Source organism: Cryobacterium sp. Sr3 (assembly GCF_004402835.1).
Lineage (GTDB): Bacteria > Actinomycetota > Actinomycetes > Actinomycetales > Microbacteriaceae > Cryobacterium > Cryobacterium sandaracinum.
The window spans coordinates 1-25,526 of record NZ_SOFA01000041.1 but is presented as its reverse complement, the minus strand read 5'-3'; the positions used below and the strand labels follow the sequence as shown (position 1 = coordinate 25,526).

The 25,526-nt window shown below is 69.3% G+C and carries 23 protein-coding genes; 16 read left to right on the top strand and 7 right to left on the bottom strand.

All coding sequences use genetic code 11. The annotated features are described in order from the left end of the window. Window positions 1–48: 48 nt before the first annotated feature. Window positions 49–1,227, bottom strand: coding sequence for an acyl-CoA dehydrogenase family protein (locus E3N94_RS13235; protein WP_134372213.1), 1,179 nt, complete (start codon window positions 1,225–1,227; stop codon window positions 49–51). Window positions 1,228–1,360: 133 nt separating this feature from the next. Between E3N94_RS13235 and manA the strand changes: the two genes are divergently transcribed. The 9 genes from manA (at window position 1,361) to E3N94_RS13190 (ending at window position 12,370) form a co-directional block, all read left to right on the top strand. Continuing rightward, window positions 1,361–2,713: a mannose-6-phosphate isomerase, class I gene (manA, locus tag E3N94_RS13230; protein WP_134570392.1), complete on the top strand. Its 1,353-nt coding sequence runs from the start codon at window positions 1,361–1,363 to the stop codon at window positions 2,711–2,713. Between the two features lie 257 nt (window positions 2,714–2,970). Continuing rightward, window positions 2,971–3,927 (top strand): hypothetical protein, encoded by a 957-nt coding sequence (locus tag E3N94_RS13225; protein WP_134570391.1) that lies wholly within the window; start codon window positions 2,971–2,973, stop codon window positions 3,925–3,927. 312 nt (window positions 3,928–4,239) lie between these two features. Then, window positions 4,240–5,214 carry a UDP-glucose 4-epimerase GalE gene (gene galE, locus E3N94_RS13220; protein WP_134570390.1) on the top strand — a complete coding sequence of 325 codons (975 nt, stop codon included), beginning with the start codon at window positions 4,240–4,242 and terminating at the stop codon, window positions 5,212–5,214. Between the two features lie 158 nt (window positions 5,215–5,372). Next, window positions 5,373–5,693, top strand: a complete 321-nt coding sequence (locus E3N94_RS13215) for a WhiB family transcriptional regulator (RefSeq protein ID WP_104100299.1) — start codon at window positions 5,373–5,375, stop codon at window positions 5,691–5,693. A gap of 144 nt (window positions 5,694–5,837) precedes the next feature. Further along, entirely contained in the window at window positions 5,838–6,638 is an 801-nt protein-coding gene (locus tag E3N94_RS13210) for a glycosyltransferase (RefSeq protein WP_134570389.1), read from the top strand. Then, the gene (locus E3N94_RS13205) at window positions 6,544–8,886 is read left to right on the top strand and encodes a glycosyltransferase family 2 protein (RefSeq protein WP_134570388.1); all 2,343 of its coding nucleotides are present in this window, start codon (window positions 6,544–6,546) and stop codon (window positions 8,884–8,886) included. The genes E3N94_RS13210 and E3N94_RS13205 overlap by 95 nt, the downstream gene beginning before the upstream one ends. Then, a complete protein-coding gene (locus E3N94_RS13200) occupies window positions 8,876–10,333 on the top strand; it encodes a DUF5719 family protein (RefSeq protein ID WP_134570387.1) in 1,458 nt (485 codons plus the stop codon). Before E3N94_RS13205 ends, E3N94_RS13200 begins: the two co-directional genes overlap by 11 nt. 25 nt (window positions 10,334–10,358) lie before the next feature. Next, a complete protein-coding gene (locus E3N94_RS13195) occupies window positions 10,359–11,309 on the top strand; it encodes an MTAP family purine nucleoside phosphorylase (protein ID WP_134570386.1) in 951 nt (316 codons plus the stop codon). Then, complete coding sequence (locus tag E3N94_RS13190; RefSeq protein WP_134570385.1) at window positions 11,306–12,370, top strand: NAD-dependent epimerase/dehydratase family protein; 1,065 nt, start codon at window positions 11,306–11,308, stop codon at window positions 12,368–12,370. Before E3N94_RS13195 ends, E3N94_RS13190 begins: the two co-directional genes overlap by 4 nt. A gap of 117 nt (window positions 12,371–12,487) precedes the next feature. Here the strand turns inward: E3N94_RS13190 and E3N94_RS13185 are convergent, their stop codons facing one another. After that, window positions 12,488–13,654 (bottom strand): HAMP domain-containing sensor histidine kinase, encoded by a 1,167-nt coding sequence (locus E3N94_RS13185; RefSeq protein ID WP_134570384.1) that lies wholly within the window; start codon window positions 13,652–13,654, stop codon window positions 12,488–12,490. Beyond that, on the bottom strand, window positions 13,651–14,403 hold the full coding sequence (locus E3N94_RS13180) for a response regulator transcription factor (RefSeq protein WP_233191092.1): 753 nt from the start codon (window positions 14,401–14,403) through the stop codon (window positions 13,651–13,653). Before E3N94_RS13180 ends, E3N94_RS13185 begins: the two co-directional genes overlap by 4 nt. Window positions 14,404–14,523: 120 nt before the next feature. Here E3N94_RS13180 and E3N94_RS13175 point away from each other — a divergent pair, with 120 nt between their 5' ends. The 3 genes from E3N94_RS13175 to E3N94_RS13165 are packed head-to-tail and all read left to right on the top strand — an operon-like array spanning window position 14,524 to window position 16,519. Beyond that, entirely contained in the window at window positions 14,524–15,192 is a 669-nt protein-coding gene (locus E3N94_RS13175) for a glycosyltransferase family 2 protein (RefSeq protein ID WP_104099192.1), read from the top strand. Continuing rightward, window positions 15,189–15,830, top strand: coding sequence for a DUF2064 domain-containing protein (locus E3N94_RS13170; RefSeq protein ID WP_134401194.1), 642 nt, complete (start codon window positions 15,189–15,191; stop codon window positions 15,828–15,830). The genes E3N94_RS13175 and E3N94_RS13170 overlap by 4 nt, the downstream gene beginning before the upstream one ends. Continuing rightward, a complete protein-coding gene (locus E3N94_RS13165; protein WP_104099190.1) occupies window positions 15,827–16,519 on the top strand; it encodes a methyltransferase domain-containing protein in 693 nt (230 codons plus the stop codon). The genes E3N94_RS13170 and E3N94_RS13165 overlap by 4 nt, the downstream gene beginning before the upstream one ends. Here the strand turns inward: E3N94_RS13165 and E3N94_RS13160 are convergent. Together E3N94_RS13160 and E3N94_RS13155 are read right to left on the bottom strand one after the other, a co-directional pair. Beyond that, window positions 16,468–16,968, bottom strand: a complete 501-nt coding sequence (locus tag E3N94_RS13160; protein ID WP_104099189.1) for a hypothetical protein — start codon at window positions 16,966–16,968, stop codon at window positions 16,468–16,470. The two genes, E3N94_RS13165 and E3N94_RS13160, sit on opposite strands and share 52 nt — an antisense overlap. Before the next feature lie 11 nt (window positions 16,969–16,979). Continuing rightward, the gene (locus E3N94_RS13155; RefSeq protein ID WP_104171422.1) at window positions 16,980–18,269 is read right to left on the bottom strand and encodes a molybdopterin-dependent oxidoreductase; all 1,290 of its coding nucleotides are present in this window, start codon (window positions 18,267–18,269) and stop codon (window positions 16,980–16,982) included. Window positions 18,270–18,380: 111 nt separating this feature from the next. On the opposite strand from E3N94_RS13155, the gene E3N94_RS13150 reads away from it, so the two are divergent. Further along, window positions 18,381–19,850: a glycosyltransferase family 87 protein gene (locus tag E3N94_RS13150; protein ID WP_166790111.1), complete on the top strand. Its 1,470-nt coding sequence runs from the start codon at window positions 18,381–18,383 to the stop codon at window positions 19,848–19,850. Window positions 19,851–20,501: 651 nt separating this feature from the next. Here E3N94_RS13150 and E3N94_RS13145 read toward each other — a convergent pair. Beyond that, on the bottom strand, window positions 20,502–21,191 hold the full coding sequence (locus E3N94_RS13145; RefSeq protein ID WP_104099185.1) for a hypothetical protein: 690 nt from the start codon (window positions 21,189–21,191) through the stop codon (window positions 20,502–20,504). Window positions 21,192–21,390: 199 nt separating this feature from the next. Beyond that, window positions 21,391–21,843, bottom strand: a complete 453-nt coding sequence (locus E3N94_RS13140; protein WP_104099184.1) for a metallopeptidase family protein — start codon at window positions 21,841–21,843, stop codon at window positions 21,391–21,393. Window positions 21,844–21,886: 43 nt separating this feature from the next. Here E3N94_RS13140 and E3N94_RS13135 point away from each other — a divergent pair, with 43 nt between their 5' ends. The 3 genes from E3N94_RS13135 to E3N94_RS13125 all read left to right on the top strand — a co-directional run bounded on the left by E3N94_RS13135 (window position 21,887) and on the right by E3N94_RS13125 (window position 25,302). Continuing rightward, window positions 21,887–22,165, top strand: coding sequence for a DUF3499 family protein (locus E3N94_RS13135; RefSeq protein ID WP_104099183.1), 279 nt, complete (start codon window positions 21,887–21,889; stop codon window positions 22,163–22,165). Next, window positions 22,162–23,667: a phosphomannomutase/phosphoglucomutase gene (manB, locus tag E3N94_RS13130; RefSeq protein WP_134570382.1), complete on the top strand. Its 1,506-nt coding sequence runs from the start codon at window positions 22,162–22,164 to the stop codon at window positions 23,665–23,667. The genes E3N94_RS13135 and manB overlap by 4 nt, the downstream gene beginning before the upstream one ends. A gap of 141 nt (window positions 23,668–23,808) precedes the next feature. Further along, window positions 23,809–25,302, top strand: a complete 1,494-nt coding sequence (locus tag E3N94_RS13125) for an amino acid permease (protein ID WP_134342634.1) — start codon at window positions 23,809–23,811, stop codon at window positions 25,300–25,302. The last annotated feature ends 224 nt before the right edge of the window (window positions 25,303–25,526 follow it).

Below are 25,526 nucleotides of genomic sequence, written 5' to 3'. Positions count from 1 at the left end.
CTCGCGGTTCGGGACTCGCGGCTAGGGCGGGCGCGGCCCCTGACTCGCCTAGACGAAGGCCGCCTGGCCGGTGATGCTGCGCCCCACGATCAGGGTGTTCATCTCCCGGGTGCCCTCATAGGAGTAGACGGCCTCGGCGTCGGAGAAGAAGCGCGCCACATCGTACGAGAGCACGATGCCGTTGCCGCCGAATAGTTCGCGGCACCAGGCGACCGTTTCGCGCATCCGGGCAGTCGTGAAGAGCTTGGCCAGGGCGGCGTGCTCGTCGCGCTGGCTGCCCTCGTCGAGCATCTGCGAGACCCGCACGACCATGCCCAGGCTGGCGGTGATGTTGCCCAGCGACTTCACCAGCAGGTCCTGCACCAGCTGGTGGCCGCCGATCTCCTTGCCGAACTGCGTGCGCTCCTTCGCGTACGCGACGGCCGCCTCGTAGGCGCCGATCGACGTTCCCACGGCCGCCCAGGCCACCTCGGCTCGGGTCAGGCGCAGAACCTTGGCGGTGTCCTTGAACGAGTTCGCGTTCTGCAGCCGGTTCTTTTCGGGCACGACCACGTTCTCGAGCACGATGTCGGCGTTCTGCACCGAGCGCAGGCTGATCTTGCCCTCGATGCGGGTGGCGCTGTAGCCGGGGGTGTCGGTGGTCACGATGAAGCCCTTGACCATGCCGTCGGCGGTGTCTTTCGCCCAGATGATGGTGATGTCGGAAAAGGTGGCGTTGCCGATCCAGCGTTTGGCGCCGTTCAGAAGCCAAGTGTCGCCGGTGCGGGTGGCCGTCGTGCGCAGTCCCTGCGCCGCGTCCGAGCCGGAGAGCGGCTCGGTCAGCCCGAATGCCCCCACGAGCTCCCCGCTCGCCAGGCGCGGCAGCCACTCGTCGCGTTGCTCCGGCGAGCCGGTCGCCGAGATGGTTCCGCAGGCGAGGCCGTTCTGCACGCCGACGAACGTGGCGACGGATGCGTCCACGCGCGCCGTCTCCAGGGCCACGAAGCCGCGGAACACCGCGGAGTTCTGGAAGGGCCGGGTCTCAGGCCAGCCGAAGGAGTAGGCCCCGAGCGCCGCCAGCGGCCGGATGACCTCGGCCGGGAACTCGGCGCGCTCCCAGCATCCGTTCACGATGGGCCGAACGTCGGACTCGAGGTAGGCGCGCAGATTGGCGAGCGCGGTCTTCTCCTGATCGGTCAGCAGATTCTCGTAGCCGTAGAAGTCGCTGGGAAGTAGCTCGAAGGTCATCAGGTGCTCCATTGCAAAGGTGGCGACGGCCGGCGTGCGGCGGTCGGCGGATGTTCGCAGCCTACGGTCGCGGAACCGGCACGCCGCAAGCGGTTGGTAGTTTGGTCTAAACCTAAGAGTGCAGGAGAGCGCCATGTTTGTGGGCATCACCAATACGCCGCGGCACTATGCCTGGGGTTCGACCACCGCCATCGCGGGTCTGCTCGGCTACGATCCGTCGGGCACAGCTGAGGCCGAACTCTGGCTGGGCGCACACCCGGGATCGCCGAGCGTCATCACCGACCCCGAGCAGGTCGGCGGCCACCACACCCTCCTGGACTGGATCCACGCAGCCCCGGAGGAGGCCCTCGGCGCCGCGCTCGCCGCGCCCGCTGCTCCGCGGTTGCCATATCTCCTGAAGATCCTCGCCGCCGCGGGACCGCTCTCGCTGCAGGCGCACCCGACCGCGGAGCGGGCACGGATCGGCTTCGGCCTGGAGAACGCGGCCGGTATTCCGCAGGATGCGGCGGACCGCAACTACCGCGACCCGTTCCATAAGCCCGAGGTGATTTTCGCCCTGAGCGACACCTTCGAGGCCCTCTGCGGGTTCCGCGAGCCGGTCGAGATCCGCGGCATCCTGGGCGAGCTGCGCGCCCTCGACGTGGCCTCGGACGACCCGCAGCCCGGCGCGCTCGATGCGCTCGAGCGGCACCTGCTCGGCGACGACGCTCTGCGCGACTGCGTCGACTGGTTGTTGCGCGACGGCCGCGGCGGCGATTCCGGCGAGGTGGCCTGGCTGGTCGAGCGGGTGGTTGCCCTCGCCGTCAGCGCGGCCGACCTGGCCGAGAGCGGCGCGATCCTCGACTACCCGCTCGAACTCGCCACCGTGCGGGACCTGGCCCGTGCCTACCCGGGGGATCCCGGCATCGTGATCTCGCTGCTGACGAACCGGGTGTCGCTGCGCCGAGGCGAGGTGCTCTACCTACCTGCCGGGAACATCCACGCCTACCTGTCCGGCCTCGGTGTGGAGCTGATGGCCGCCTCGGACAACGTGCTGCGCGGCGGGCTGAGCCCCAAGCACATCGACGTCGACGAACTGCTCGAGGTGCTCGAATTCACGCCGCTGCCCGTGCCGTACCTTCCGCCCGTGCTGTCGTCTCCGGGCGTCTCGGAGTACCGACCCGACGTGGACGACTTCGTGCTCGTGCACATCGCGGCGGAAGCCGGGGGTGCGGGTGCGGGTGCGCCTGCGGCTGTGGCTTCTCCCGGGGGTGCTGGTGCTGATGCGGGTGCTCGTGCGGCTCCGGCTTCTCGCGCGGGAGTGCCGATGCGGCAGTTCACGCTGACGGGGCCCGCGATCGCCATCTGCACGGCCGGGGGATTCCTGGTGGCCGGTGCGGGGGCATCCGTCGCCCTCAAGCGCGGCGAGTCCGTCTACATCACGCCCGACGAAGGCACGCTCACGTTCGCCGGCGTCGGCGAGGTCTTCCTGGCCACGACCCCCTAGCCCTGGCTCCCCACCAATTCGACGGAGATTTTGCGCTCGAACCAGCTATTTGCCGGTTTGTGCGCTGTTCGGAGCAAAATCTCCGTCGAATTCGTTCGCGGTCGCCCCTCCGCGCAGCAGCGCGGGGGTGCTGGGGCGGTCTGATCGGTAGCGTCCGGGCGGGAAACGGTGCCCCCCCATCCGGTGGGGGCGGCGTGTTATCCCCAAGGTGACGGATGCCGCGGCGCGGCTTCGACTCCGCTGCGAGGCTGCGGGCCATGCGCTCACCCACCAGGGACATCCTCGACCACGGACTCTTCGTCAAACGCGCCGCACTCCGCGCCCGAGGCTGGAGCGATGGGCACCTCCGCGGCGAGGTCAACCGGGGAACGGTCGTGCGGGTGCGCAAGGGCTGGTACTCGGTTCCGTCGGCGCCGCCGTCGGCCGTCGAGGCGTTCCGGATCGGAGGCCGGCTGGCCGGATTGAGCTGCCTGAAGTCCTACGGGATCTGGACCCCGACCACCGGCAGGCTCCACGTCAGCGTCCCCAGCGCCGCGCGCGGGTTGCGGCGCCCGACGGACATGCGCGCACGGCTGGATGTGCTCGACGGTGTGCGGTGTCGCGTGACGTGGAGCGACGACGCGATCGACGGACGGGGCGACTGCGTGTGGCGTACCAGCGTGCACGAGGCCCCGGTGCGCATTCTGCACAACCACGACCGGGTCACCGCAATCGTGTGTCTGGATGCCGCGTTGCACAGCGCCCAGGAAAACGGCGTCGGGATTATCCGCGACGACCTGGGCTGGATCTTCGCCCGCGCGCCGCCGCGGGTTCAGTCCTGGCGCGACGAGGTCGACGGACGCGCCGCCGCGGGTGGGGAAACGGAATTCCGACTCAAGGCCCTGGCCGCGGGCATCCCCTTCGTTCCGCAACCGTTCGTCAGCGGAGTCGGGCATCTCGATGGCCAGATCGGGCCGTCGACCTTCGTCGAGATCGATGGGAAGGACTGGCATGACGATCCGATCGCCTTCGAGGTCGACCGGGAACGCGATCTGCTGGTTGCAAGCCAGAACGGGCGCACCCTGAGGTTCAGCTACACGCTCCTTCGCAAACAGTGGGGGTTGTGTGTGCGGGCGATGGTCACGGCGCTGGAGTACGACTACCAGCGCGAGCCGTCGGCAGCGTTTCCGCCGTTCCACGAGCGGATGCTGCGGGCGCGCCACCGTCTCGGCTAGGGCCCGGGCCGGTTCCCGGCCCCCGCATCAGGTGTCGCCCCTGCGCCGCGGCGAGCACCGCCCAGCTCGCGGTCGAGCCGCCTGGCGCACCCGCGCGCGTCGCGATCACGGCCCCATCCGTTGCCCGACCCTGCCCGCCCCCGCGTCCGCCACCCTCCGGGAACTCGCTCCGGGCAGCGGCAGGCTGCGCCGGGCGTCCGGGCGACCCGCCCCGACGACCTGCCGCGCTGATCGACCAGTGACAGCCCCGCCACCGAGGCTAGGCTTGCAGAGCGGCAGTGCTTGATTGCCGTCAGATCTTGCGAGGTTCAGATGGCGTGGCTTGTCACCGGAGGTGCCGGATACATCGGTTCCCACATCGTTCGTGCTTTCCTGAAAGAGGGCATCGAGGTGGTCGTCATCGACGACCTCTCCAGCGGGCACGCTGAATTCGTGCCTGCCGACGTGCCGTTTGTGCGCGGCACCCTCCTCGACCGCGAGCTGCTGATGCGCACCTTCGCCGAGCACACCGTGACCGGCGTCGTGCACGTCGCGGGCTACAAGTACGCCGGGGTCTCGGTGCAGCGCCCGCTGCACACCTACGAGCAGAACGTCACGGCCATGGCCACCCTGCTGGCGGTCATGCAGGAGTGCGAGGTCAAACGGATGGTGTTCTCCTCGAGCGCGGCCGTCTACGGCACCCCGCACACCGACCTGGTCACCGAGGAAACCCCGAAGAACCCCGAATCTCCCTACGGTGAGTCCAAACTGATCGGCGAATGGTTGCTGCGCGATCAGGCCGTCGCCGCCGGACTGCGCTACACGGCGCTGCGCTACTTCAACGTGGTCGGGTCCGGAGCGCTCGACCTGCGCGACACCAGCCCGCACAACCTCTTCCCCCTCGTCTTCGACGCGCTGATGGAGGGCCGCATCCCGAGCATCAACGGCGACGACTACGCCACCGCCGACGGAACGTGCGTGCGGGACTACATCCACGTGGCAGACCTGGCCCTCTCGCACGTGGCCGCGGCCCGGCACCTGGACGCCGGCGAGCCGGTGCTGCCCGTCTACAACCTCGGCAGCGGCGACGGAGTGTCGGTGGGGCAGATCATGTCCACCGTGGCGGCCGTCACCGGCATCGACTTCGCGCCCGTGATCGGTCCGCGCCGCGCGGGCGACCCCGACCGGATCGTCACCTCCGGCGAACTCGCGGCCCGCGATCTGGACTGGGCCATGCGCCACAGCCTGGAGGAGATGGTGCAAAGCGCCTGGGAATCGCGGCAGGCGGCATCCGTCTCAGCGTTGTGACCAATCAAATCTCACCGATTTTCGCTCTTGGGCGAGTCGAAACCCTCCAACAAATATTGACGGTTTAGTATCAGCGACTTGACGGCAAGGAATTACACGGCTGTAATTAGGGCTGACGCGTAATTTTGGGCACATTTTGCAGTGGGGTGGATGACGATATGGCGCTATCAGAGTCTCGTGCCGGGGTACCGGAGGACTGGTTCATTGACCCGGTTCGTCTGGGTGTTCCCGGGGTTCGCAAGGAAGCGGGCGACGGCGATCTTCTGTCGTGGCAATCGGACTCGCTCTGCGCGCAGACCGATCCGGAAGCGTTCTTCCCCGAAAAGGGAGGGTCGACCCGCGATGCCAAGAAGATCTGCTCCTCGTGCGAGGTGAAAACCCAGTGCCTGCAATACGCGCTCGCCAACGACGAGCGGTTCGGAATCTGGGGCGGCCTGTCCGAGCGGGAACGGCGCAAACTGCGCAAGCGGGCCAGCTAGGCCTCAGACGGGCCGTAAAACGACCCACGGCATGCGAATCCGGACCCGACGCCGGCTGCGGCACCGGAGGCGAAGCAGTGTTTTTCAGGCTCGCCCCTCCCATTGCTCCTCATCGGGCCCGAACCAATCTAGGCTGTTCTCCATATGCATGCCAGAGTCACCGCCATCCTCGTTGCCCGTAACGGCGCCAAGCACCTCGACCGCACTCTCGAGGCGCTGAGTCGCCAGACACGTCAACCCGACGTCGTGATCACGGTCGACTGCGGATCGACCGACACTACGGCCGCGCTTCTGGCTGCCTACGCACCGACTCACTTCATCTCAGCGGATGCCGGACTCAGCTTCGGCGAGGCCATCGTCACGGCCGAGAGGGTCATCGCGCCCGCCGAGTCCGATAGCGAAATGCTGTGGCTCCTCGCCCAGGACAGTGCGCCGGAACCCGACGCCCTGACGGCCCTGCTCGGCGAACTGGAGATTGCGCCATCCGTTGCCGTGGCCGGTCCCAAGGTCATGGACTGGGACGCCGGCGACTATATCCACGAATTCGGGCAGTCCCTGACGCCCGGCGGTGCGACCGTCACCCTGGTGGAGAGCGAACTCGACCAGGGCCAGCACGATGGAATGGGCGACGTGCTCGCTGTGAGCGCCGGCGGCATGCTGGTGCGCCACCTCGTCTGGCAGCAGCTCGGCGGCTTCGACCTGGCCCTGCCGTCCGCGGACGACTCCCTCGATTTCTGTGTGCGCGTGCGGATGGCCGGTTACCGCGTCTCCGGCGTCGCCGCGCCGCAAGCGCCTCCGTGCCATGCGCGCCGCGCAGCTGCATCGCCGGCTTGTCTACTCCCCGCGCTGGATGATCCCTCTGCACTGGCTGGCCCTGGTTCCCCTCGCGGTGCTGCGCTCGTTCGGGCAGTTGCTGCAGAAGGAACCCGGGGCGATTCTGGGTGAGTACTCCGCCGCGTTCGCCGCGGCTTTCAGCGGTCTGCGGGTGAGTGCTGCCCGGCGCCGCTTCGGTGCCACCCGCACCCTGGGCTGGGCGTCGATCGCCTCACTGCGCGTGCCCACCGTCGAGGTGCGCCGCCGCCAGGCGCTCCGCCGTGAGGCCAGCCTCACCAGCGTGAACGGCGAGGTGCCCGAAATCCGCTTCATCTCCGGTGGCGGCGCGTGGACCGTGTTGGCCGCCCTGGTGGCCGGCCTCATCGTCCTGGGCCCTCTGATCGGCGCCCGCACCCTCACCGGCGGCGCGCTGCTGCCACTGTCGGACACCCCCGCCGAACTCTGGGGGAGCATCGGCTACGGCTGGCGCGACATCGGCCTGGGCTTTGTCGGCGGCGCCGACCCATTCGCCACGGTGCTGGCGGTGCTGGGCTCGCTCACCTTCTGGGCGCCGTCCTTCTCGCTCGTCCTGCTCCACTTCCTTGCCCTGCCGCTGGCCGCCCTCGGCGCCTGGCTTGCCGCGACCCGCCTCTCCGAGCGCGCGTCCATTCGCGCCATCGCCGCCGTGCTCTGGATGCTGTCGCCCACCTTCCTCAGCGCCCTCGCTGCCGGGCGTCCGGCTGCGATCCTCGTGCACCTGCTGCTGCCGTGGCTGTTCTTCGCCGGGTTCATGGCCGCCCGCTCGTGGTCGGCGTCCGGCTCCGCGGCCCTGCTGTTCGCCGCCATCGTGGCTGCGGCGCCGTCGCTCGCGCCCGCGCTCCTGGTGGTCTGGCTGATCGCCATGCTGCTCAGTGGGCGCAGCGGTATGCGGTTCATCGGCATCCCTCTGGCGGCGCTCGCCCTCGCGGCACCTCTGATCTGGAATCAGGGACTGCGCGGCAACTGGCTGGCCCTGCTGGCGGACCCGGGCCTGCCTCTGCCCGCCCCCGACGTCTCGGTGTGGCAGCTGTTGCTCGGCTTCCCGTCCGGTGAGCTCGGCGGGTGGACCCCGCTGCTCGAGACGCTCGGGCTGCCCGGTGTCGACGCGTCCGTGCTCGTGCCGGTGCTCCTGATCCCGCTGGCCGTACTCGGCGCCCTTGCCCTCTTCCTGCCTGGGGCCCGCGGCGCGAGCTTCGCGCTGCTGACCGCCCTGCTCGGTGCGGGCACGGCCATCGCCGCCAGCCAGCTCTCCCTTTCCTCGGTCGGCGGCCAGCCGGTCGGCATCTGGGCCGGCGCCGGGCTCAGCCTGTACTGGCTCGGACTGGTCGGCGCGGTCGTCTTCGCCCTGCGCGGCCTGCGCCGCTTCGCCATCGCCCCGGCGGTCACCGTGGTCGCCCTGCTCGTGATCGTGGTGGCGCCGCTGGTCGCAGCCCTGCCCCTCGGCACCAGTGTCGTGGCCGAGGGCATCGACCGCACCCAGCCCGCGTTCGTCAGCGCCGAGGCGCAGACGGATGCCCGGGTCGGCACCCTGCAGATCGTGCCGCAACCCGACGGGGGCATCCTCGCGACCATCGTGCGCGGTCCCGGCGCCACCCTGAACACCCAGTCCACCCTCAGCAGCACCGACGTGACCCTCAGCCCGCGGGAGGAGGAGCTGGCCACTTTGGCCGGAAACCTCGCCTCGCGCAGCGGGCTCGACGCCGCGGCCGGCCTGGCCGACTTCGGCATCCGTTTCGTGCTGCTTCGACCGGCCGCCGTCGCACCGGCCGGTCCCGGAAACACGGCGCCGGTCACCCCCGCGGCAGAAGAGACCGCCGGCCGCACCACGACCGCCCTCGACGGCAACGCCGCCCTGGCGCCGGTGGGAGACACGGTCTTCGGCCGGCTCTGGCAGTACGAGGTGACGGATGCCCCGGTTCCCACCGCGGCCAACGGCGCCATCCCGGCCAACGCCGGCGGCACTCTCGGTCTGGTGTTCCTCGTCATCGCCGTGCTTGTGGTCGGGGCCACCGTGCTCCTGTCGATCCCCACCGGCGCGGGGCCGGAGGCGGTGCGTCAGGCCAGCCGGGACGCCATCCGCAACACGGCGAAGGCCCGCGCCAGGGAGAACAAACGTATCGCCAAGGCGGCGGCCCGTAGGAAGCCCGCGCCCGGCTTCCGGCCCTCCACCGAGCGCGCCGTGACGCCCGCGGCGGCGGGCGCCCTCGACACAGCCGCACCGGTCACGTCGACTGAAGCCGTCCCTGGAACGTCACCGGACGTCGGTTCCGGTACCGGACCCGATTCCGGAGCTGACACGGAAATCGGCGCCCGTTCGGAGGAGCACGACCATGCCCAGTAAACGCGGAATCGCCCTGCTCGGGGCGCGGGCGGTGGCCGGATTGGTCGGTCTCGGCGTCGTCGTCGCATCCGTCGGCGCGGCAACCCTCGTCACCTGGCCCACGGTTGAGAAGGGGCCGTCGTCCATCATCGTGTCGCCGACTCCGAGCGAGCAGCAACGAGTTTGCCCGGGGCCGCTCCTCGTGCTGGCCGAGGATTCCAGCCAGGCACAGGCAGCCAGTTCCGTCGGAAGCGCTGCAGCCGTTTTCGGCGCCCATGCGGCGTCGGGCGAGCCGGGGTGGATCGAACCGGAGGTTACAGCCATCGCGGCCCCGGACAACGCGAACCCCGAATCGTTCGGCGCACCGCAGTTGCTGCGCGTTCCGACCCCGCCCGGGTCGGGGGCGGCACCGCTGGTCACGGGCAGCCAGTCCCAGATCGCGGGCGGCGAATCGCTCGGTGGCCTGGCCGTCGCGGGCTGCGGGGAGGCGGCCGGTGATAGCTGGCTCGTCGGCGGTTCCACCGACATCGGCCGCACCAGCCTCGTGCTGCTCAGCAACCCCACCACGGTCGTGGCCACCGTCGACCTGGCCGTGTTCGGCGAGACCGGTCAGGTGGATGCCCCCGGCTCCACCGGAATCCTCGTGCAGCCGGGCACCCAGCGGGTCGTTTCCCTCGCCGGACTGGCCCCCAACCTCCGCTCACCCGTGGTGCACGTGCAATCCAAGGGCGGCCAGGTGGCGGCCACGCTGCAGCAGAGCATCGTGCGCGGGCTGGAACCCGGCGGCGTCGACCTCCTCGGTCCCTCAAACGGCCCCGCCGAAGCCCTGGCGATCGCCGGCGTGATCGTCTCCAACGCTGCCGGATCGGATGCCCCCGACGAGGTCGGCGGTCTTAGTGACGACGTCACCTCGGTGCGGGTGCTTGTTCCCGGAACGGTGGCGGCGACGGTCCAGGTCGGTGTGACCGGTGCGACCGGCCAGGCGGCCGGGGCCTCGGTCCAGGTCGACATCCAGCCGGGGGTTGCCACCGAGGTGCCCCTGACCGGGCTCGTGCCCGGTACCTACTCGCTGGAACTGACCGCCAGCGAGCCGATCGTGGCCGCGGCGCAGAGTTCCGCGGCGGGTTCCGCAGGCCGCGACTTCGCCTGGTTCGCGTCGTCCGACGCTCTCGCCGACGAGTTCCTGGTGGCCGCCGCCGACGGCCCGTCCCCGCAACTCAACCTGGTCAACATGGGCACCGTCGACGCCACCTACACGGCCACCCCCGACAATGGCACATCCAGCACAGTGGCGGTGCCGGCCGGCGGCTCGGCCACGATGCCGTTGGAGCAGTCGCAGCGCTACCTCGTGTCCGGCGGCACCTCGACCGTGGCTTCGGTGGCCTACGCGGGCGACGGGCTGCTCGCGGCATTCCCGCTGAGCCAGGCCGGGCCGCTGGCGGCCCCGATCCGGGTCTACCCCCGCTAACCGTCTTCCAACCTCTGGAGATCCCGTGATCGAGACCACCAGCACCACCACTAGCACCACCAGCACCGCCGACGTGGGCGTCGCCGTCATCGGCGGGTCCGGACTGTACCGGCTCTTCGACGCCGGCACCGAGACATCCGTCGACATCATCACGCCCTATGGCCCTCCCTCGGCGTCGATCTCCATCGGATTGCGGGCCGGCCGGCGGGTCGCCTTCCTGGCCCGGCACGGCGGCGACCATTCGGTGGCGCCGCACCTGATCAACTATCGGGCCAACATCTGGGCGCTCGCGTCGCTGGGCGTGAAGGCCATCATCTCCTCGTCGGCCGTCGGCGGCGTCAGCCCCGCATACCCGCCGGGGATGCTGGTGGTGACCGACCAGTTCATCGACCGCACCTCGGGCCGTGCCGACACCTTCTACGACCAGGGCACGGTCGCGCACCTGGCCGCGGCCGACCCGTTCGATCCGGAGTTGCGCCGCCTCGCGATCGGCGCGCTCGCGACGCTGGAGGAGAACTTCGCACCCACCGGCACCTGCGTCGTGATTCAGGGCCCGCGGTTCTCCACCCGGGCGGAATCGCTTTGGTTCCGCGCCGCGGGCGCGCACACCGTCAACATGACGCAGTACCCGGAGGTCGTCCTGGCCGCCGAACTCAACATGGGCACGGTCAATGTCTCCTTCGTCACCGACGCCGACGCAGGCCTGGCCCCGGTGCCCACCGTTCAAACCGACACCGCTCAGACCGACACACCTCAGGCCGAGGTCGAGGCCGACCCGGATACCGTTTCCGCCAGCCTGGTCTTCACGCGTCTCCGGGCCGCCCAGCCGCGGATCCTGGCCGCGATCGACGGCATCCTGCGTGCCCTGCCCGAGAATTTCTCCCCTCGCGAGCTGATCGCCCCCGAGCAGGTCGGCGTCGTGCTCGATCGTCGTCCTGCACCTGCCCCTGCCGCGCCGGCCGGAGCCGACGCGTGACCCGGCGCCTGCTCGTCACGGGTGGGGCCGGTTTCATCGGCGGCGCGATCGTCCGGGACGCGCTCGCCCGCGGCTGGCAGGTACGGGTGCTCGATTCCCTCCGCAGTGACGTGCACGGTGGACTCCCGGTGCTGCCGTACGGTGTTGACGTGATCGTCGGCGACGTGACCGACGCATCCGTCGTCGCGCTCGCTCTCCGCGACACGGATGCCGTCTGTCACCAGGCCGCGAAGGTCGGCCTCGGCGTGGACTTCGCCGACGCCCCCGACTATGTGCACAGCAACGAGGTCGGCACGGCCGTTCTGCTCGCAGCGATGACCGAGGCCGGGATCAACCGGTTCGTGCTGGCCTCCTCGATGGTGGTCTACGGGGAGGGAAGCTACCGCGGCCCGGAGGGTTTCACGCGTCCGGGACCGCGCCGCGAGGCCGATCTGCTGCAAGGCGTGTTCGACCCCGTCGATGAGGCCACCGGTGAGGCCCTCGAGCCACTGCTCATCTCCGAGGACGACCCGCTCGACCCGCGCAACGTCTACGCGAGCACCAAGCTGGGACAGGAATACCTCGCGTCGGCGTGGGCGCGCGCCACCGGAGGCCGGGCCGCGGCACTCCGTTACCACAACGTCTACGGGCCGGGGATGCCGCAGAACACGCCCTACGCGGGTGTCGCGTCGTTGTTCCGCTCGGCGCTGGAACGAGGCGAGGCCCCACGGGTCTACGAAGACGGCGGCCAGCGTCGCGACTTCGTGCACGTCGCCGACGTCGCCTCGGCCAACCTCGCCGCGCTCGACTGGACCGCCGGCATCGAGCCGTCCACTTTCCGCCCCTTCAACGTGGGCAGCGGCGTCGTGCACACCATCGGCGAGATGGCCGCGGCCCTCAGCGTGGCCACCGACGGACCGACCCCCGTCGTCACCGGGCAATTCCGGCTCGGCGATGTGCGCCACATCACTGCCTCCTCGGGGCGACTCCGCCGCGAACTGGACTGGGCACCCAGCATTTCATTCGAGGAGGGCATGCGCGCTTTCGCGAACGCGCCACTGCGCGCCGCAGTCACCCGGTAGCCCCGGTATGAACCAATTCGACGGAGATTTTCGTGTGAACCGGCTTTTTCGGCGCTTCTGGCGCCGATCCAGTCAAAATCTCCGTCGAATTCGTTCGGGGGGGGCGTCCGGCGTGGATCAGCGCGTAGCGATCGGATGCCGCGGCAACAGCACCTCGAACCGGCACCCGCCGGGCACGTTCCGCACCCGCACTTCGCCGTGGTGCGCCCGCACGATCCCCTGCACGATGGCCAGGCCGAGGCCGGCGCCGCCGGTGCCCAACGGTTCGGCCACCGGGGTGCGCGGACCGCTCGCCCGCCAGCCGGCTTCGAAGACCCGGCTGAGGTCCTGCTCGGGGATGCCGCCAGCGGCATCCGTTACCGAGATCACGGCGTGGTCGGTGGCACCGGCACCCGATCCGGTGCTGGCCGTGACCGAGACCACGATCGAGCTGCCGGCCGGCGAATGCTGGATGGCGTTCATGACGAGGTTGCCGACCACCCGGGACAGTTCGCGCGGGTCCGAGAGGATGGTCAGCCCCTTCTCTCCGGCGAATCGCAGGTCGAGCGACTTGGCCTGGGCGATCGGCCAGAGTCCGGCGACGGTGTCGCTGATCAGGTCGTAGAGCGAGACCGGCTGCAGCCTCAGGCGCAAGGTGCCGGAGTGGATTTTCGACAGCTCGAACAGGTCGTCGACCATGCCCGTGAGCCGGTCCACCTGCCCGCGCATCTGCGTGTAGTACCGTTCCGGGTCCTCGACCATGCCGTCCTCGAGGGCTTCGGCCATGGCACGGATGCCCGCGAGCGGCGTGCGCAGGTCATGAGAGATCCAGGCGATCAGCTCGTGCCGTGACTCCTCGATCTGATTCTCGCGGACACGGGATTCGGCGAGGTGTTCCCCGGTCGCGGCCAGTTCCCCGGCCAGCGCCGTGAACTCGTTGTTGCTGTGTCGGTCGTTCGCCGCGACCCGTTCGCCGCGCACGATGCTGGCCGCGGCCGAGCGCAGGGAGCGGCTGTCCCGGGCGAGCTGACGGCTGAGCACCGCGGCCATGGCCAGTGACACCAGTCCGGCGACACTGGCCACGGAGTAGAAGACCGTGAGGTCGTGCCGGGAGACGTATGTCTGCGAGGCGACCGCCGCCATCCCGCCGACGACCGACACCACCGTGGCAAGGGCGATCACCATCAGCTGCAGTACGAGGGAGGTGCGGGAAAGCAGGCGCAGGGTGAGCAGGCCGGCGCCGCCGACGACCACCGCGCAGGCCAGCGTGAACAGCGATACCGTGAGGAGCACATCCGGTGTCATGATTGCCGCCCCGTGGGAGCCAGCGGAACCGGGTCGAACCGGTAGCCGACCCCCCAGACCGTGTTCAGCAGCCGGGGCTGCGCCGGGTCAGCCTCGATCTTCTCCCGCAGCCGGCGCACGTGCACCGTCACCGTGGACAGGTCGCCGAACTCCCAGCCCCAGACGGAACGAAGCAGGTCCTCCCGGCTGAGCACGGTGTGCGGACGCCTGATCAGGTGGGCCAGCAGGTCGAATTCCCGCGCGGTGAGCACCAGCGGCTCGCCGCGCAGCCGCACCTCGTGCGCCTGCGCGTCCAGGGCGAAGTCGCCGGCCGAGACCAGACCGGCCGGCACGGCGGGCGCGGTGCTCCGGCGCAGCACCGACTGCACCCGCAGCACGAGTTCGCGCGGGGAGAACGGTTTGGTCAGGTAGTCGTCGGCGCCGGCCTCGAGGCCGTCGATGCGGTCCTCCTCCTGGTTGAGGGCGGTCAACATGATCACCGGGATCTCCCAGTCCCCGCGGATGCGCCGGCACACCTCGATTCCGTCCAGGAGTGGCAGCATCCGGTCGAGCACGACCAGGTCTGGCCGCAGCTGTTCGGCTTTCGCGAGCCCGTCCAAGCCGTCTGCCGCCTCGTCGACCACGAACCCGGACGCCCGCAGATACCGGCAGACGATCTCGGACACCGTCGGGTCGTCGTCGACGACGAGGATGCGGCGCTCGAGAGGCGGTAGCGGGCGCAAATCGCCCGGGGGCAGGGAAGGAGGCACGAAATCAGGATAGAGCGGCAGGCACCGGGTGTGCCGGGCCGGAGCAGGCGACACCGTTTCTTCCTCACTCCGTAATCTCTTTGGCCGTTTCGGCGGAGCCGGCCCCCATAGTGTCGACCCATGACTGTGTTCCAGGTGGACCTCGTGCTGCCATGCCTGAACGAGGCCGACGCCCTGCCCTGGGTGCTGTCGCGACTCCCGGAGGGGTATCGGGCCATCGTCGTCGACAACGGCTCGACCGACGGATCGGCTGAGATCGCCGCCATGGCCGGCGCCCAGGTCGTGCACGAGGCGCGCCGCGGCTTCGGAGCCGCCGCTCACGCGGGCCTCCTGGCGGCCACCGCGCCGATTGTCGCCTTCTGCGACGCCGACGCGTCGATGGACCCGGCCGAACTGCCGCTCCTGGTCGATCCCGTGCGGGCCGGATCCGCCGACCTGGTGCTCGGCCGCCGCCGGCCCGCGACCGCCAAATCCTGGCCGCTGCACGCGCGCCTCGCCAATTCCAGTCTGTCCTGGCGTCTGCGCCGAATAACAGGGGTGAACATCCATGACCTCGGCCCCATGCGCGCCGCGCTCCGCGAATCCGTGCTGGACCTCAATCTCCAGGACCGCCGCAGCGGGTATCCGCTGGAGATGTTCTTGAAGGCGGCGTCGGCGAACTGGCGCATCCTCGAGGTTGACACGACGTATTCGCCCAGGGTCGGCCGCAGCAAGGTGACCGGAACCGTGCGCGGCACCCTGACCGCGGTCAATGACATGTCCGCCCTCCTCCGGGAGACGCGCCGATGACGACCATCGTCGTGATCGCCAAGGAATGCCTTCCCGGTCGGGTGAAGACCCGGCTGCACCCGCCGCTGAGCCTCGAACAGGCCGCCGATCTGGCGGCGGCCAGCCTCGACGACACTCTCGCCGCGGTCGCCACCCTGCCCGCGACCCGCCGCATCCTGGCCTTCGACGGTGTGATTGCGCCGAACGCAGCCGCCGGCTACGAGATCCTGCCACAGGTGGAGGGCACCCTCGACCTGCGGCTCGCGGCCGTGTTCGACGCCTGCGAGGGTCCCATGCTGCTGGTCGGCATGGACACCCCGCAGGTCACCCCCGCCCTGCTCGAACCCGTCTTCACCGACTGGACCGATGACGTGGATGCCTGGTTCGGCTTCGCGAACGACGGCGGCTTCTGGGCGCTCGCCCTGAACGACCCGACCGGCGACCTGATCCGCGGCGTGCCGATGTCCCGGGACGATACTGGCGCTGTGCAGCTGAAACGGCTGACGGATGCCGGGTTGCGCGTGAACCTGCTGCCTACCCTCACCGATGTGGACACCATCGAAGACGCCCACCGGGTGGCGGGGATCGCGCCCACCGGCAGATTCGCCACGGCTCTGGCCGCCATGATGCCGCCGAGCCCGACGGACAATTTCCGATGACGCTGCTGGCCGCACAACTCGAGGGGGAGTGGGCCGAACCGACCACCTTCGGTGCCGGCGGCGCGGAGCCCTATGCCGCCGCGCTGCGGAACGCCGACAACGTGCTCTACCTGCGCCGGATATCCTCCGGCGAGCACGCCACCATCGATGCCGGTCGGTGGAGCGCCGACGCCGACGACACCGACCTCTGCCTGCTCGACGGGATCACCGGCCCGGTGCTCGACATCGGCTGCGGCCCCGGCCGCATGGTGCGGGCCGCCATGGGGCTGGGGCTGACCGCGCTCGGCCTCGACGTGTCGGCGACCGCCGTGCGCATGGCCGCAGACGCCGGCCTCGACGTGTTGCAGGGCAGCGTCTTCGACCCTCTGCCGCTGGAGGGTGGCTGGGCGGCCGCGCTGCTCGTCGACGGCAACATCGGAATCGGCGGCGACGCATCCGTTCTGCTCACGCGCTGCGCCGACCTGCTGGCGCCGGACGGCGTTCTCCTGGTCGAACTCAGCCACGACCCGGCCCGGGACGACAGCTACCTCGGCACCATCGAGGATTCAACCGGGAGCCGCAGCGCCGTGTTCCCCTGGGCGGAAATCGGCATTAACGGCCTCCGCGACCGTGCCGGAGCGACCGGTCTGGTCGTGGCTCAGGACTGGCGGCTGGACGGCCGCTGGTTCGCGCGCCTGCTGCGAGCGTAGAGCACGACCGACCAGACCGTCGCGACCAGGGCGACGGCCACCCAGAACAGAGCGAGGTTCCGACCGTAGTCGAGCGGAAGGATGCTCGGATTGTTCGAGGTGAGCGACCGGGCGACGATCGCGGGCACCACGATCAGCGTCATGATCGAGCCGACCACGATGGCGGCCTGCACGACCAGCACGATCGTGCCCGTGACGCGGCGCCCCGCGCGGCGCAGCAGAAGGCCGCAGAAGAAGACCAGGGGCGCCAGCACGGCGTCGTGCAGCACGATCGCCGCGCCGATCCAGAGCGCCACCCCGGGCAGTCGGGTGATCCGCACTGTGTCGAACAGAACGTAGAGGCCGAAGAGGAGCCCGGACGTGCCGAGCAGGATCAGCGTGGTGCGGGCTGCGCGCATCCGTCGGTCGCCGGCGTGGGGGAGCGCGGTGGTCGCGCGTGCTGTTGTCATACCTGCGGTGTTCATGCGGTGATCGCCTCGATCCGGCTCAGCCATTTGGTTTGCAGCACTCCGGGCCGTCCCGGGGCGATCATGCGTGCCGGGTAACCGTGCTGCAGGTCGAGCGTCTCGCCGTTCAGCTCGAGCGCCACCAGGGTCAGCGGGTCCCGCACGTATTCCGGTCCCATCTCGGTCTTCTTGAAGCTGCCGCGCTCTTCGAGACTGATCAGGCGAAAGGATGCGCCGGTGTCGGCGCCGACCAGGTCGGCCAGTTCCGACAGGCGAACCCCGCGCCAGAGCGCCAGTTGGCTCCAGCCCTCGACGCAGGCGATCGGCAGTTCCACCTCGGTCTGCGGCAGGGCCTCGAGCTCGGCGCGGCTGAAGCTGCGCTCCACGCCACCGGCAGCGAGGGTGAGCACCCAGCCGGCGGCGACGGCCGACGCGGTGACCTTTGCCTCCTCGGCCGTGCGGTTCACCGGGAGGCCCTGCGGGCCGACGCCCTTCTTGCGCGGACCGAACACGTTCACCGCGTCCAGAGGCGCAAAGGTCTGGCCGGCGGTCAGCCCCACCACGGCGGCGCAGGCGATTCCGACGGTGGTGAGGAAGCCCCGGCGACTCACGGTCGTCGTCTCGCTCACGGTCTTCGTCTCGCTCACGAACGAGGGCGTGGCGTCGATCCAGGCGATCAACCGGCCCGTCACACCGGACGGACGTCCGCTGCCCCAGAGCCGCACCGCCTCGACGTCGGCCGGTGACTCAACGTCGCTCGCGGCATCCGTTGCCTCGTGCTCGGCAGCGGCGCGCCCGTTCCAGAACCGTGTGATGATCGGCAGCTTGATGCCGATGTGCAGTACCAGCAGTCCCACCAACACCCAGCCGAGGGCGTAGTGCACCTCGCGGAAGGGAAAGGGCCACGGGTACCACTGGTAGGTGTTGATCAGGCCGATGGTGATCTGCACCAGGGATGCGCCCACGAAGAGGGCGATCGACGCGCGTTCGAGCAGGTGTAGGAACGATTTCACCGGCGGCCACTGGAACAGGTCGGGGAAGACGATGTAGAGCTTGGCCAGCAGCAGCGGGAAGCATGCGATGCCGGCCACGATGTGCGTGCCCTGGGTGATCTGGTAGAGCGACGCGGGCCGGGTCGGGAACCGCATCCACGGCAGCGGCTCCTGCAGGAAATGGCTGTACAGGCCGGTGCCGAAGCAGACGATGAACGCGGCGCCGAGCAGCCGGCCGATCACGACCGCCAGCCGGGGATTGCGCACCGGGGAGGCCAGCGCGCGCTGGGCCTCGTACATCATTCGTCTCATGGTTCCATTGCATCATCCGGGGTGCCCGGAGAGGCGGCGCAATCCTTACGGTCCGGTGACGCGCACCGGGACGGTTGGGCCCAAATGCCCGGGTTCCGTCAGGATGGCAGGGTGCGTATCGCCGTTGTCTCCCTCCTCCTTGCCGCCAGTGCGGCCCTGACGGCCTTCAGCGTGCTCGCGTATGACCTGTTCAAGCCGGGACGCGACACGGTGCCTCTGGTCATCTGCACCAGCGGGCTGTGGCTGCTTTTCGCGCTCGCCGTGGTCCTGCTGCGCGGGGTGCGGGGCCGGGCCGTGGTCGTGCTGATCCTGGCGGGTTCGGTCGGGATCGGGGCCGCGGCCATGGTCGGTCCGCCGAACACGAGCACGGACTCCGCGCGCTACGCCTGGGACGGCATCGTCGCCACCGCGGGCATTTCGCCGTATGCCTACACGCCGGCCGACGATCGGCTCGACGCCCTGCGCCCCGACTGGTTGTTTCCGGCTCCGGAGCTGACCGCGGCCGGCGATCTCATGTGCGTCGGCGAACGCATCCAGACGGCGCTGAAAAGCGAGTCCGACGAGATTCTCTGTTCGGCACTGAACCGCACCGGAGTGCCCACGATCTATCCGCCGGCCGCCGAGATCTTCTTCGCCGGCGTCCGGGCGGTCACCGGGCCGAATGCGGAGTACTGGCCCCTGCAACTGACGGGCCTCCTGCTCAGCGTCGGCACCACGGTGATGCTGCTGGTCGGGATGCGCCGCCGCGGCATCGACCAGCGGTTCGCCGCGCTTTGGGCCTGGTGTCCGCTCGTGGCCACGGAAGCGGTCACGAATTCCCACATCGACATGCTCGGCGTCGTCTTCACGTTGAGCGCGGTGTTCCTGGTCACCGGCCGGCGCTATTGGAGCGGTGGGATCGCGCTCGGCGCGGCGATCGCGACCAAGCTGATTCCCGTGCTCGCGGCCCCTGCCATGCTGCGGCGCCAGGGGTGGAAGGTCGCCGTGGCCGCCGTGGCCACCTTCCTGCTGCTGTACGTGCCGTATGTGCTGACCACCGGTATCGGAGTGCTCGGCTATCTGCCCGGCTACCTCTCCGAGGAAGGGTACGAGGACGGCACCCGCTTCGCCCTGCTCTCGCTGGTCGCCCCGGGCGGCTCGGCCGTCATCGTTGCCGGTGTGCTGCTTTTCGTCATCGCCGTGCTCGTGATCTGGAAGACGGACCCCGACCAGCCCTGGCTGGGCCAACTTGTCATGATCGGCAGTGCGCTGCTCATTCTGAGCCCGCGGTACTCCTGGTATGCCCTGCTGCTGCTGCCGTTCATCGCCCTCAGCGGCCGCTGGGAGTGGCTTCTGGTGCCGATGGCCCTCACCCTCCGCTTGCTGGTCCCGTCGATTCCGCTTACCCGGGTGGCCATCGCCACGGCTATCGTCGTCATCGTCGTCATGTCGATCCACCGCGCCCGCCCCGAGGTGGCACGACGCCTGTTCCGCCCGATCAGAACGGCGCCGGCACGTCCGAATCCGGCTCCCGCGCCTTCTTCACCTTCTACTCTTCCGCCTTCTCCTCCTTCTCCGCCGGATGCCCCGCCGGGCGGATGATCGTGGCTGGTTCGCTGAGGAGGGCGCGCCCGGTCGGTGACGTCTTCTTCAGCGTCCCGTCGGGCAGGTGCACGGAGCTCCCCCGAGTCGCGGTCCGGGCCGTGATCTCGGAATACCGGCGGGCTCCATTGACCTGCGCGGCGAATCGGGCGTCGACTCGGGCGGACTCCGCCTGCGTCGCCTGAATCGCCTCGAAGTGTCGCCCCGGGCCTCGAACTTCTCGCTATAAGTGGGCTTCATGAGGGAGACGCTACGGGTATCCACTGACATTCCATGCCCCAGATCGGCACCAGTCATCGCTCTGTGGATAACCCGATGACGCCCATATTGTGAAGGAGAAGAGGGGCCACGGCGCAATCCGTTTAACTGTCCGCCGCTGGCATCGGTCACACGGCCCTCACCTCGCATCCGCTGTGTGACGTAAACGCGGAGATTTTCGCGAAATGCCGGTTGTGGCGCCTGGGTGTGCGGCGTGTTGCGAAAATCCCCGAAGTTAGCGACCGCGGCCGCCCCGGATGCCCCGGGCGGGCGGCAGAACCGGGCGGCAGAACCGGGCCGCCGGGCCGCCGGGTCAGCGTCTCGACCACAGCGAGCAACACAAGGAAGGGCCCGCTGCGCATCTGCGCAGCGGGCCCTTCCTGAAAAGCGGTGTTACTTGGTGGCGACCGTGATCTTCGCGATGCCGACCAGGAGCTGGTCAGCGACAGCATCCGTCATGAACGTGTCGTTGAGCAGGCCGGCGGCCTCAGCCGAGATGTGCACGGTGGTGCCCTCGAGGATGGCGTTATCGCCGTCCATCTGGAGCGGCTTCAGGGTCCCGCCGTAGAGGTTGAAGAGGAGGACCTGGGTGGCGGCTGACTCTCCGTTGACGCTCACGTCACCGAACAGCTTGCTGGTGCCCGGGTCGATCGTGAAGTTGGTCAATTCGACCGTGGTCTCGCCGGCGGTCAGTGAGAAGCCGGAGCCCTCGTGCTCGATGGAGCCCTGGACGAAGGGCCGGTAGTCCTCTTCGGGGTCGTAGTAGTCCACGTTTCCACCGGTGATCGGGAAGTGCAGGCTGCCGTCGGTCAGGGTGGCGGTGCCCACGGTGCCGGGGGTGAGGCCGAGGCTGGTCAGCGCCGCAGCGAAGTCGGCGTCGAGGAGAACGGACGTGTCGACGCCCGACAATGCGGGGATCGAAGCGAGGGCCTTGGGGGTTGCTCCCTCGGAGGAAGGGGAGGAAGAGGAGGAGGAATTCTCGGCCGGGGCGGTCGCATCGGCTGTGGTCGAGCAGGCGGAGAGGCCGGCGATGAGGAGGCCCGCGGTGGCGAGGCTGAGCGTGGTCTTGGTGAATGAGCGCATGAGAAAATCCTTAGGGTCTGTGGTTGGGATTCAGCGGTTCTTGGTGCTGAATGAGGTTCGGTCCCCTCCGTCAAACGGTTTGGAATTAGTTCAAATTGGGGCAAACTTCGGCCACAAGCTCCGTAATTACGGGGATCCGGGCACAAAAAAGCGACCGAGCGCACTCCGGCCGCCGCCAGCAAAAGACGCGAGCGGAACCTTAGAAGTGCCGGAACCGATCCGGCGCCAGGTCCCACGGGTCCTTGCCGAGCAGCTCGGCGATCGCGCGGAACACGCAGCTCTCGATCACCATCCGCCGGTGCAGGTCGTCGTTCCGATGCAGCCGCGTCAGGCGCTGGATCGGCAAACGGTAGAAGACCACGCGACGCTCCGCGGCGTTCACGGCCCAGCGCTCCACTCCGATGGCCGGCAGCACCGAGGAAGGACCGGCCGCAACCACGAACCTCACATCACCCAGCTGCTCCGGCCAGACCGAGCGGAGGTAGTCAACGGTTGACGCCACGGTCATATCGAAGTTGTCGATGCGCGTCTGCAGAGGCGGCAAATAAGGCCCGGTCGCCGAGCTGCGGATGCCCCGGCCGTGCCGGTCCCGACCTCGCCCGCGCTGAACGGGGGCCGGCGTCGATACGGCGGAACGGCGAACTCGAGACATGCCCTCATCCTAGTTCGACCCGTTGACGGGTATCCTGTAGCCAATGTCATTCCGGCCCTGCTCCCGTGTCGCCTGCTCGGAGGAATCCGCCGCGACTCTCACTTTCGACTATGCCGACGCGATGGCCGTCCTCGGTCCGCTTGCCGTGCAGCGCGAGCCGCACACCTTCGACCTCTGCGCCCGGCACGCCCGGCTGACCGCAGCCCCGCAGGGCTGGCAGCTGGTGCGCCTCCGCACCGACGGGCCGGCGACCGAGCCGGCCGACGGGCCGGACGCACAGCCGGCCGCCGGGCCGGACGCCGAGTCGGGATCCGCGGAATGACGGACCAGACGGATGCCGCCGCCCGCTTGGGCGCCGTCGTCGGCCCGGGCGAGGTGTGCGGCACGACCGCCGCACCGTTGACCGCGCAGTTGGTGGCTGCCCTTGCCGCTGCCTTCGTCGACGAAGTCGGCGCGCAGAGCCGCGAGGTACTCCTCGGTCACGACCGGGGCGAGGCGGGCGAGGTCGTGGCCGCCTTCACCCGGGGTGCGGAAGCCCGAGGGGCCACCGTCGTCGACCTCGGCGTGTGCTCCACCGACGAAATTCGATTCGGCTCGGGAGCCCAAAACGCCCCGGCCGCCCGGATCACCGCCTCCTCGCTCACCATGCTTCGGGCGGGTGCCCAAGAGATCGGGCACGACCACGGTCTCGGCGCCATTCGTGACCGCGCCGTCGGCTATCTGGCCGCCGGGCCGGCCCCGGTGGCGACACCCGGCCGCCGCCGCGAGTTCGACCTGCTGCCCGACTACGCGGCCGGGCTGCGCGCGCTCGTCGGGCTCACCGGCATCCGCCCGCTCACCGTCGTGGTCGACGCCGGCCGCGGCGCCGCCGCCGTCACGGTGCCCTACGTTTTCGGCGACGATGTCCGCGAAGCTGCCGGAGACCCGGCCGGCGGCGCCTCCGCGGCGGCGGACCCCGCCGAAACACCGCGCGCAGCAGCCCTCACCATCGTCCCGCTCTTCTTCGATCAGGGCCCGGACCTCCCGCCGCACACCATCGACCCTGCCGACCCGGCCACCCTCACCGATCTGCGGAATGCCGTGATCCAGCACGAGGCCGACCTCGGGCTCGGCTTCGACGCCGACGGCGGCCGCTGCGTGGTGGTCGACGAGACCGGGTGCGTCGTGCCCTCGTCCGCGATCGGCGCCGTGCTCGCCCGGCGCGCCATCGCGAGCGCGCGGATTGAGGACCCTGGCCGGGATGTGGTGGTTCTGCACGACCTCAACGTCTCCCGCTTCGTGGCGGAGACGATCGAGGCGGCCGGTGCGGCCGCGGTCCCCACCTCGGTCGGCGGATCCCTGATGCGGGCCGAGTTGCGGGCCACCGGGGCAGTGTTCGGGTTCGGGTACTCCGGCGACTACTACTTCCCGCAGTTCTGGTGCGCCGACAGCGGTCTGCTCGCGGCCCTGCACGTTCTGGCGGAGCTCGGATTCCAGCCCCGCCCGTTGTCGGCGCTGGCGGCGGATGCCATGCCCTACGCCCATTCCGGCGAGATCAGCATGGCCGTCGACGACCTGCCCGGGGTCTACGCGCGCGTCGTCGACGCCTACACGGGTTCCGCCGACTTCGAGGAGATCGACGGCCTTACGGTCATCGGCCTCACGAGCGTCGACGAACCGTTCTGGTGGTTTAACGTGCGCCCATCGCGCACCGAGCCGGAGCGAGCGCCGCAGCAGCAACAGAAGCAGGTGCGGCCCGAGCTGCGACTCACCGTGGAGGCCGGGACCCCTGAGGTGATGGTGCGCATCCGCGACGAAGTCCTCGCACTCATGCCCGCCGATTAATCGCACGTTACAAGCACGTTTCCACCCGCGGGTTGATTTCGGCGCCGGTAATCGCCGGTCATACGCTGACTCACGAAGCACCAATGGATAGCAGTCGGCCCCACCGTCGGGGTGGCAGCATCCCACTGAAACTGGAGTGACATGGCCAACGAGACAGACACAGACCGCACTGCCGCAAAAAAGGGCGGGGGAGGCCAGCAGCTGTCCAAGTCCCTGAAACCGCGACACCTCTCGATGATCGCAATCGCCGGCGTGATCGGAGCCGGCCTTTTCGTCGGGTCCGGAGCTGCCATCCAGCAGGCCGGGCCGGGCATCCTCGTGGCCTACTCGGCCGCGGGACTGCTTGTTATCCTGGTCATGCGGATGCTGGGCGAAATGGCGGCGGCGCATCCAGAAACCGGTTCGTTCTCTACCTACGCCGACAAAGCCCTCGGTCGCTGGGCGGGGCTGAGCATCGGCTGGTTGTACGCCTGGTTCTGGATCATCGTCCTCGGCATCGAGGCCACGGCCGGCGCCGCCATCGTGCACCGCTGGGTGCCGGAGGTCGACCAGTGGGTCTGGGCACTCCTTCTGATGGTGCTCCTCACGGGCACCAATGTCGCCTCCGTGAAAATGTTCGGTGAATTCGAGTTCTGGTTCGCGTCGATCAAGGTGGCGGCCATCGCCGTCTTCCTGCTGCTCGGCGTCGTGGCCATCCTCGGGTTGATGCCCGGGGTCGCGGCCCCCGGCCTGAGCAACCTCACCGGCAACGGTGGGTTCTTCCCCAGCGGTAGCGGCGCCGTCCTCGGCGGCGTGCTCGTGGTCGTTTTCTCGTTCTTCGGCGCCGAAATCGCCACGATCGCTGCCGGCGAGTCCGAGAACCCGGTCGACGCGGTCAAGAAGGCTGTCAAATCCACCGTCTGGCGCATCCTCGTCTTCTACATCGGATCCATCGCCGTCGTCGTCACGCTGCTTCCGTGGAACAGCGCTTCCGTGGCCAAGAGTCCCTATGTCGCTGTGATCGAGCTCTACGGAATCCCCGGGGCCGGCACGATCATGGACATCATCGTGCTTACCAGTGTGCTCTCCTGCCTGAACTCGGGTCTCTACACCGCGAGCCGCATGCTTTTCTCCCTGTCGGAACGCGGGGACGCACCCCCGGCGTGGTCGAAAATCTCCGTCCGCGGCGTGCCGCGCGCCGCCGTCTTGTCTTCCACCGTCGTCGGGTTCATCACGGTGGGTCTGAACTACATCGCGCCCGACACGGTCTTCCTTCTCCTCGTCAACACCTCTGGCGCGATCGCGCTTCTCGTCTGGCTCGTCATCGCCGTGTCGCAGCTGATCCTGCGACGGCGCATGGGCACGGATGCCGCCAGTCGCCTGAGCCTGAAGATGTGGGCCTTCCCCTACCTGACCTGGCTGGCTATCGGCGCCATCGTTGCACTGCTCGCGGGCATGGCCATTCTCGAACGCACCCGCATGGAACTCCTGATGTCCCTCCTGCTTGCGGGCGTCGTGGTCGGCATCGGCCTGTGGAAGTACCGCGGGGACAGGGGCGCCGCCCACCCCGTTGCGGATGACTCGGTTTCCGCCGAAGTGAAGAACGACGAGGCCGAGACTCTTGCCCCGAGCGGCACTGCCGCTGTGCTGAAATAGGGTGCCGTCCCGGCTGCACGGAAGCCGTGTTTCCGCCCCGTTGGGGCGTGACACGCCCGGGCGGTTGCTGGTTTTGACGGCCTGGTGTGTCGGCCGTAATGTATCCAAACGTACCCCACAGGTGCGGAAAGCCGCAGAGCTTCCCGGCCTCATGTGGAACCACAGTTTTTCGCTTCGTCTCATGCTTGTTCCTGTTTCAGGTGGGTGTGGGGGAGGCCTAAGAT

Coding starts and splice junctions, on each gene's coding strand:
- E3N94_RS13235 (WP_134372213.1), bottom strand. CDS start 1,227: ATGACCTTCGAGCTACTTCCCAGCGACTTCTACGGCTACGAGAATCTG.
- manA (WP_134570392.1), top strand. CDS start 1,361: ATGTTTGTGGGCATCACCAATACGCCGCGGCACTATGCCTGGGGTTCG.
- E3N94_RS13135 (WP_104099183.1), top strand. CDS start 21,887: ATGTCATTCCGGCCCTGCTCCCGTGTCGCCTGCTCGGAGGAATCCGCC.
- manB (WP_134570382.1), top strand. CDS start 22,162: ATGACGGACCAGACGGATGCCGCCGCCCGCTTGGGCGCCGTCGTCGGC.
- E3N94_RS13145 (WP_104099185.1), bottom strand. CDS start 21,191: ATGCGCTCATTCACCAAGACCACGCTCAGCCTCGCCACCGCGGGCCTC.
- E3N94_RS13185 (WP_134570384.1), bottom strand. CDS start 13,654: ATGACACCGGATGTGCTCCTCACGGTATCGCTGTTCACGCTGGCCTGC.
- E3N94_RS13125 (WP_134342634.1), top strand. CDS start 23,809: ATGGCCAACGAGACAGACACAGACCGCACTGCCGCAAAAAAGGGCGGG.
- E3N94_RS13210 (WP_134570389.1), top strand. CDS start 5,838: ATGCATGCCAGAGTCACCGCCATCCTCGTTGCCCGTAACGGCGCCAAG.
- E3N94_RS13160 (WP_104099189.1), bottom strand. CDS start 16,968: ATGACAACAGCACGCGCGACCACCGCGCTCCCCCACGCCGGCGACCGA.
- galE (WP_134570390.1), top strand. CDS start 4,240: ATGGCGTGGCTTGTCACCGGAGGTGCCGGATACATCGGTTCCCACATC.
- E3N94_RS13205 (WP_134570388.1), top strand. CDS start 6,544: ATGATCCCTCTGCACTGGCTGGCCCTGGTTCCCCTCGCGGTGCTGCGC.
- E3N94_RS13225 (WP_134570391.1), top strand. CDS start 2,971: ATGCGCTCACCCACCAGGGACATCCTCGACCACGGACTCTTCGTCAAA.
- E3N94_RS13165 (WP_104099190.1), top strand. CDS start 15,827: ATGACGCTGCTGGCCGCACAACTCGAGGGGGAGTGGGCCGAACCGACC.
- E3N94_RS13215 (WP_104100299.1), top strand. CDS start 5,373: ATGGCGCTATCAGAGTCTCGTGCCGGGGTACCGGAGGACTGGTTCATT.
- E3N94_RS13155 (WP_104171422.1), bottom strand. CDS start 18,269: ATGAGACGAATGATGTACGAGGCCCAGCGCGCGCTGGCCTCCCCGGTG.
- E3N94_RS13200 (WP_134570387.1), top strand. CDS start 8,876: ATGCCCAGTAAACGCGGAATCGCCCTGCTCGGGGCGCGGGCGGTGGCC.
- E3N94_RS13140 (WP_104099184.1), bottom strand. CDS start 21,843: ATGTCTCGAGTTCGCCGTTCCGCCGTATCGACGCCGGCCCCCGTTCAG.
- E3N94_RS13175 (WP_104099192.1), top strand. CDS start 14,524: ATGACTGTGTTCCAGGTGGACCTCGTGCTGCCATGCCTGAACGAGGCC.
- E3N94_RS13170 (WP_134401194.1), top strand. CDS start 15,189: ATGACGACCATCGTCGTGATCGCCAAGGAATGCCTTCCCGGTCGGGTG.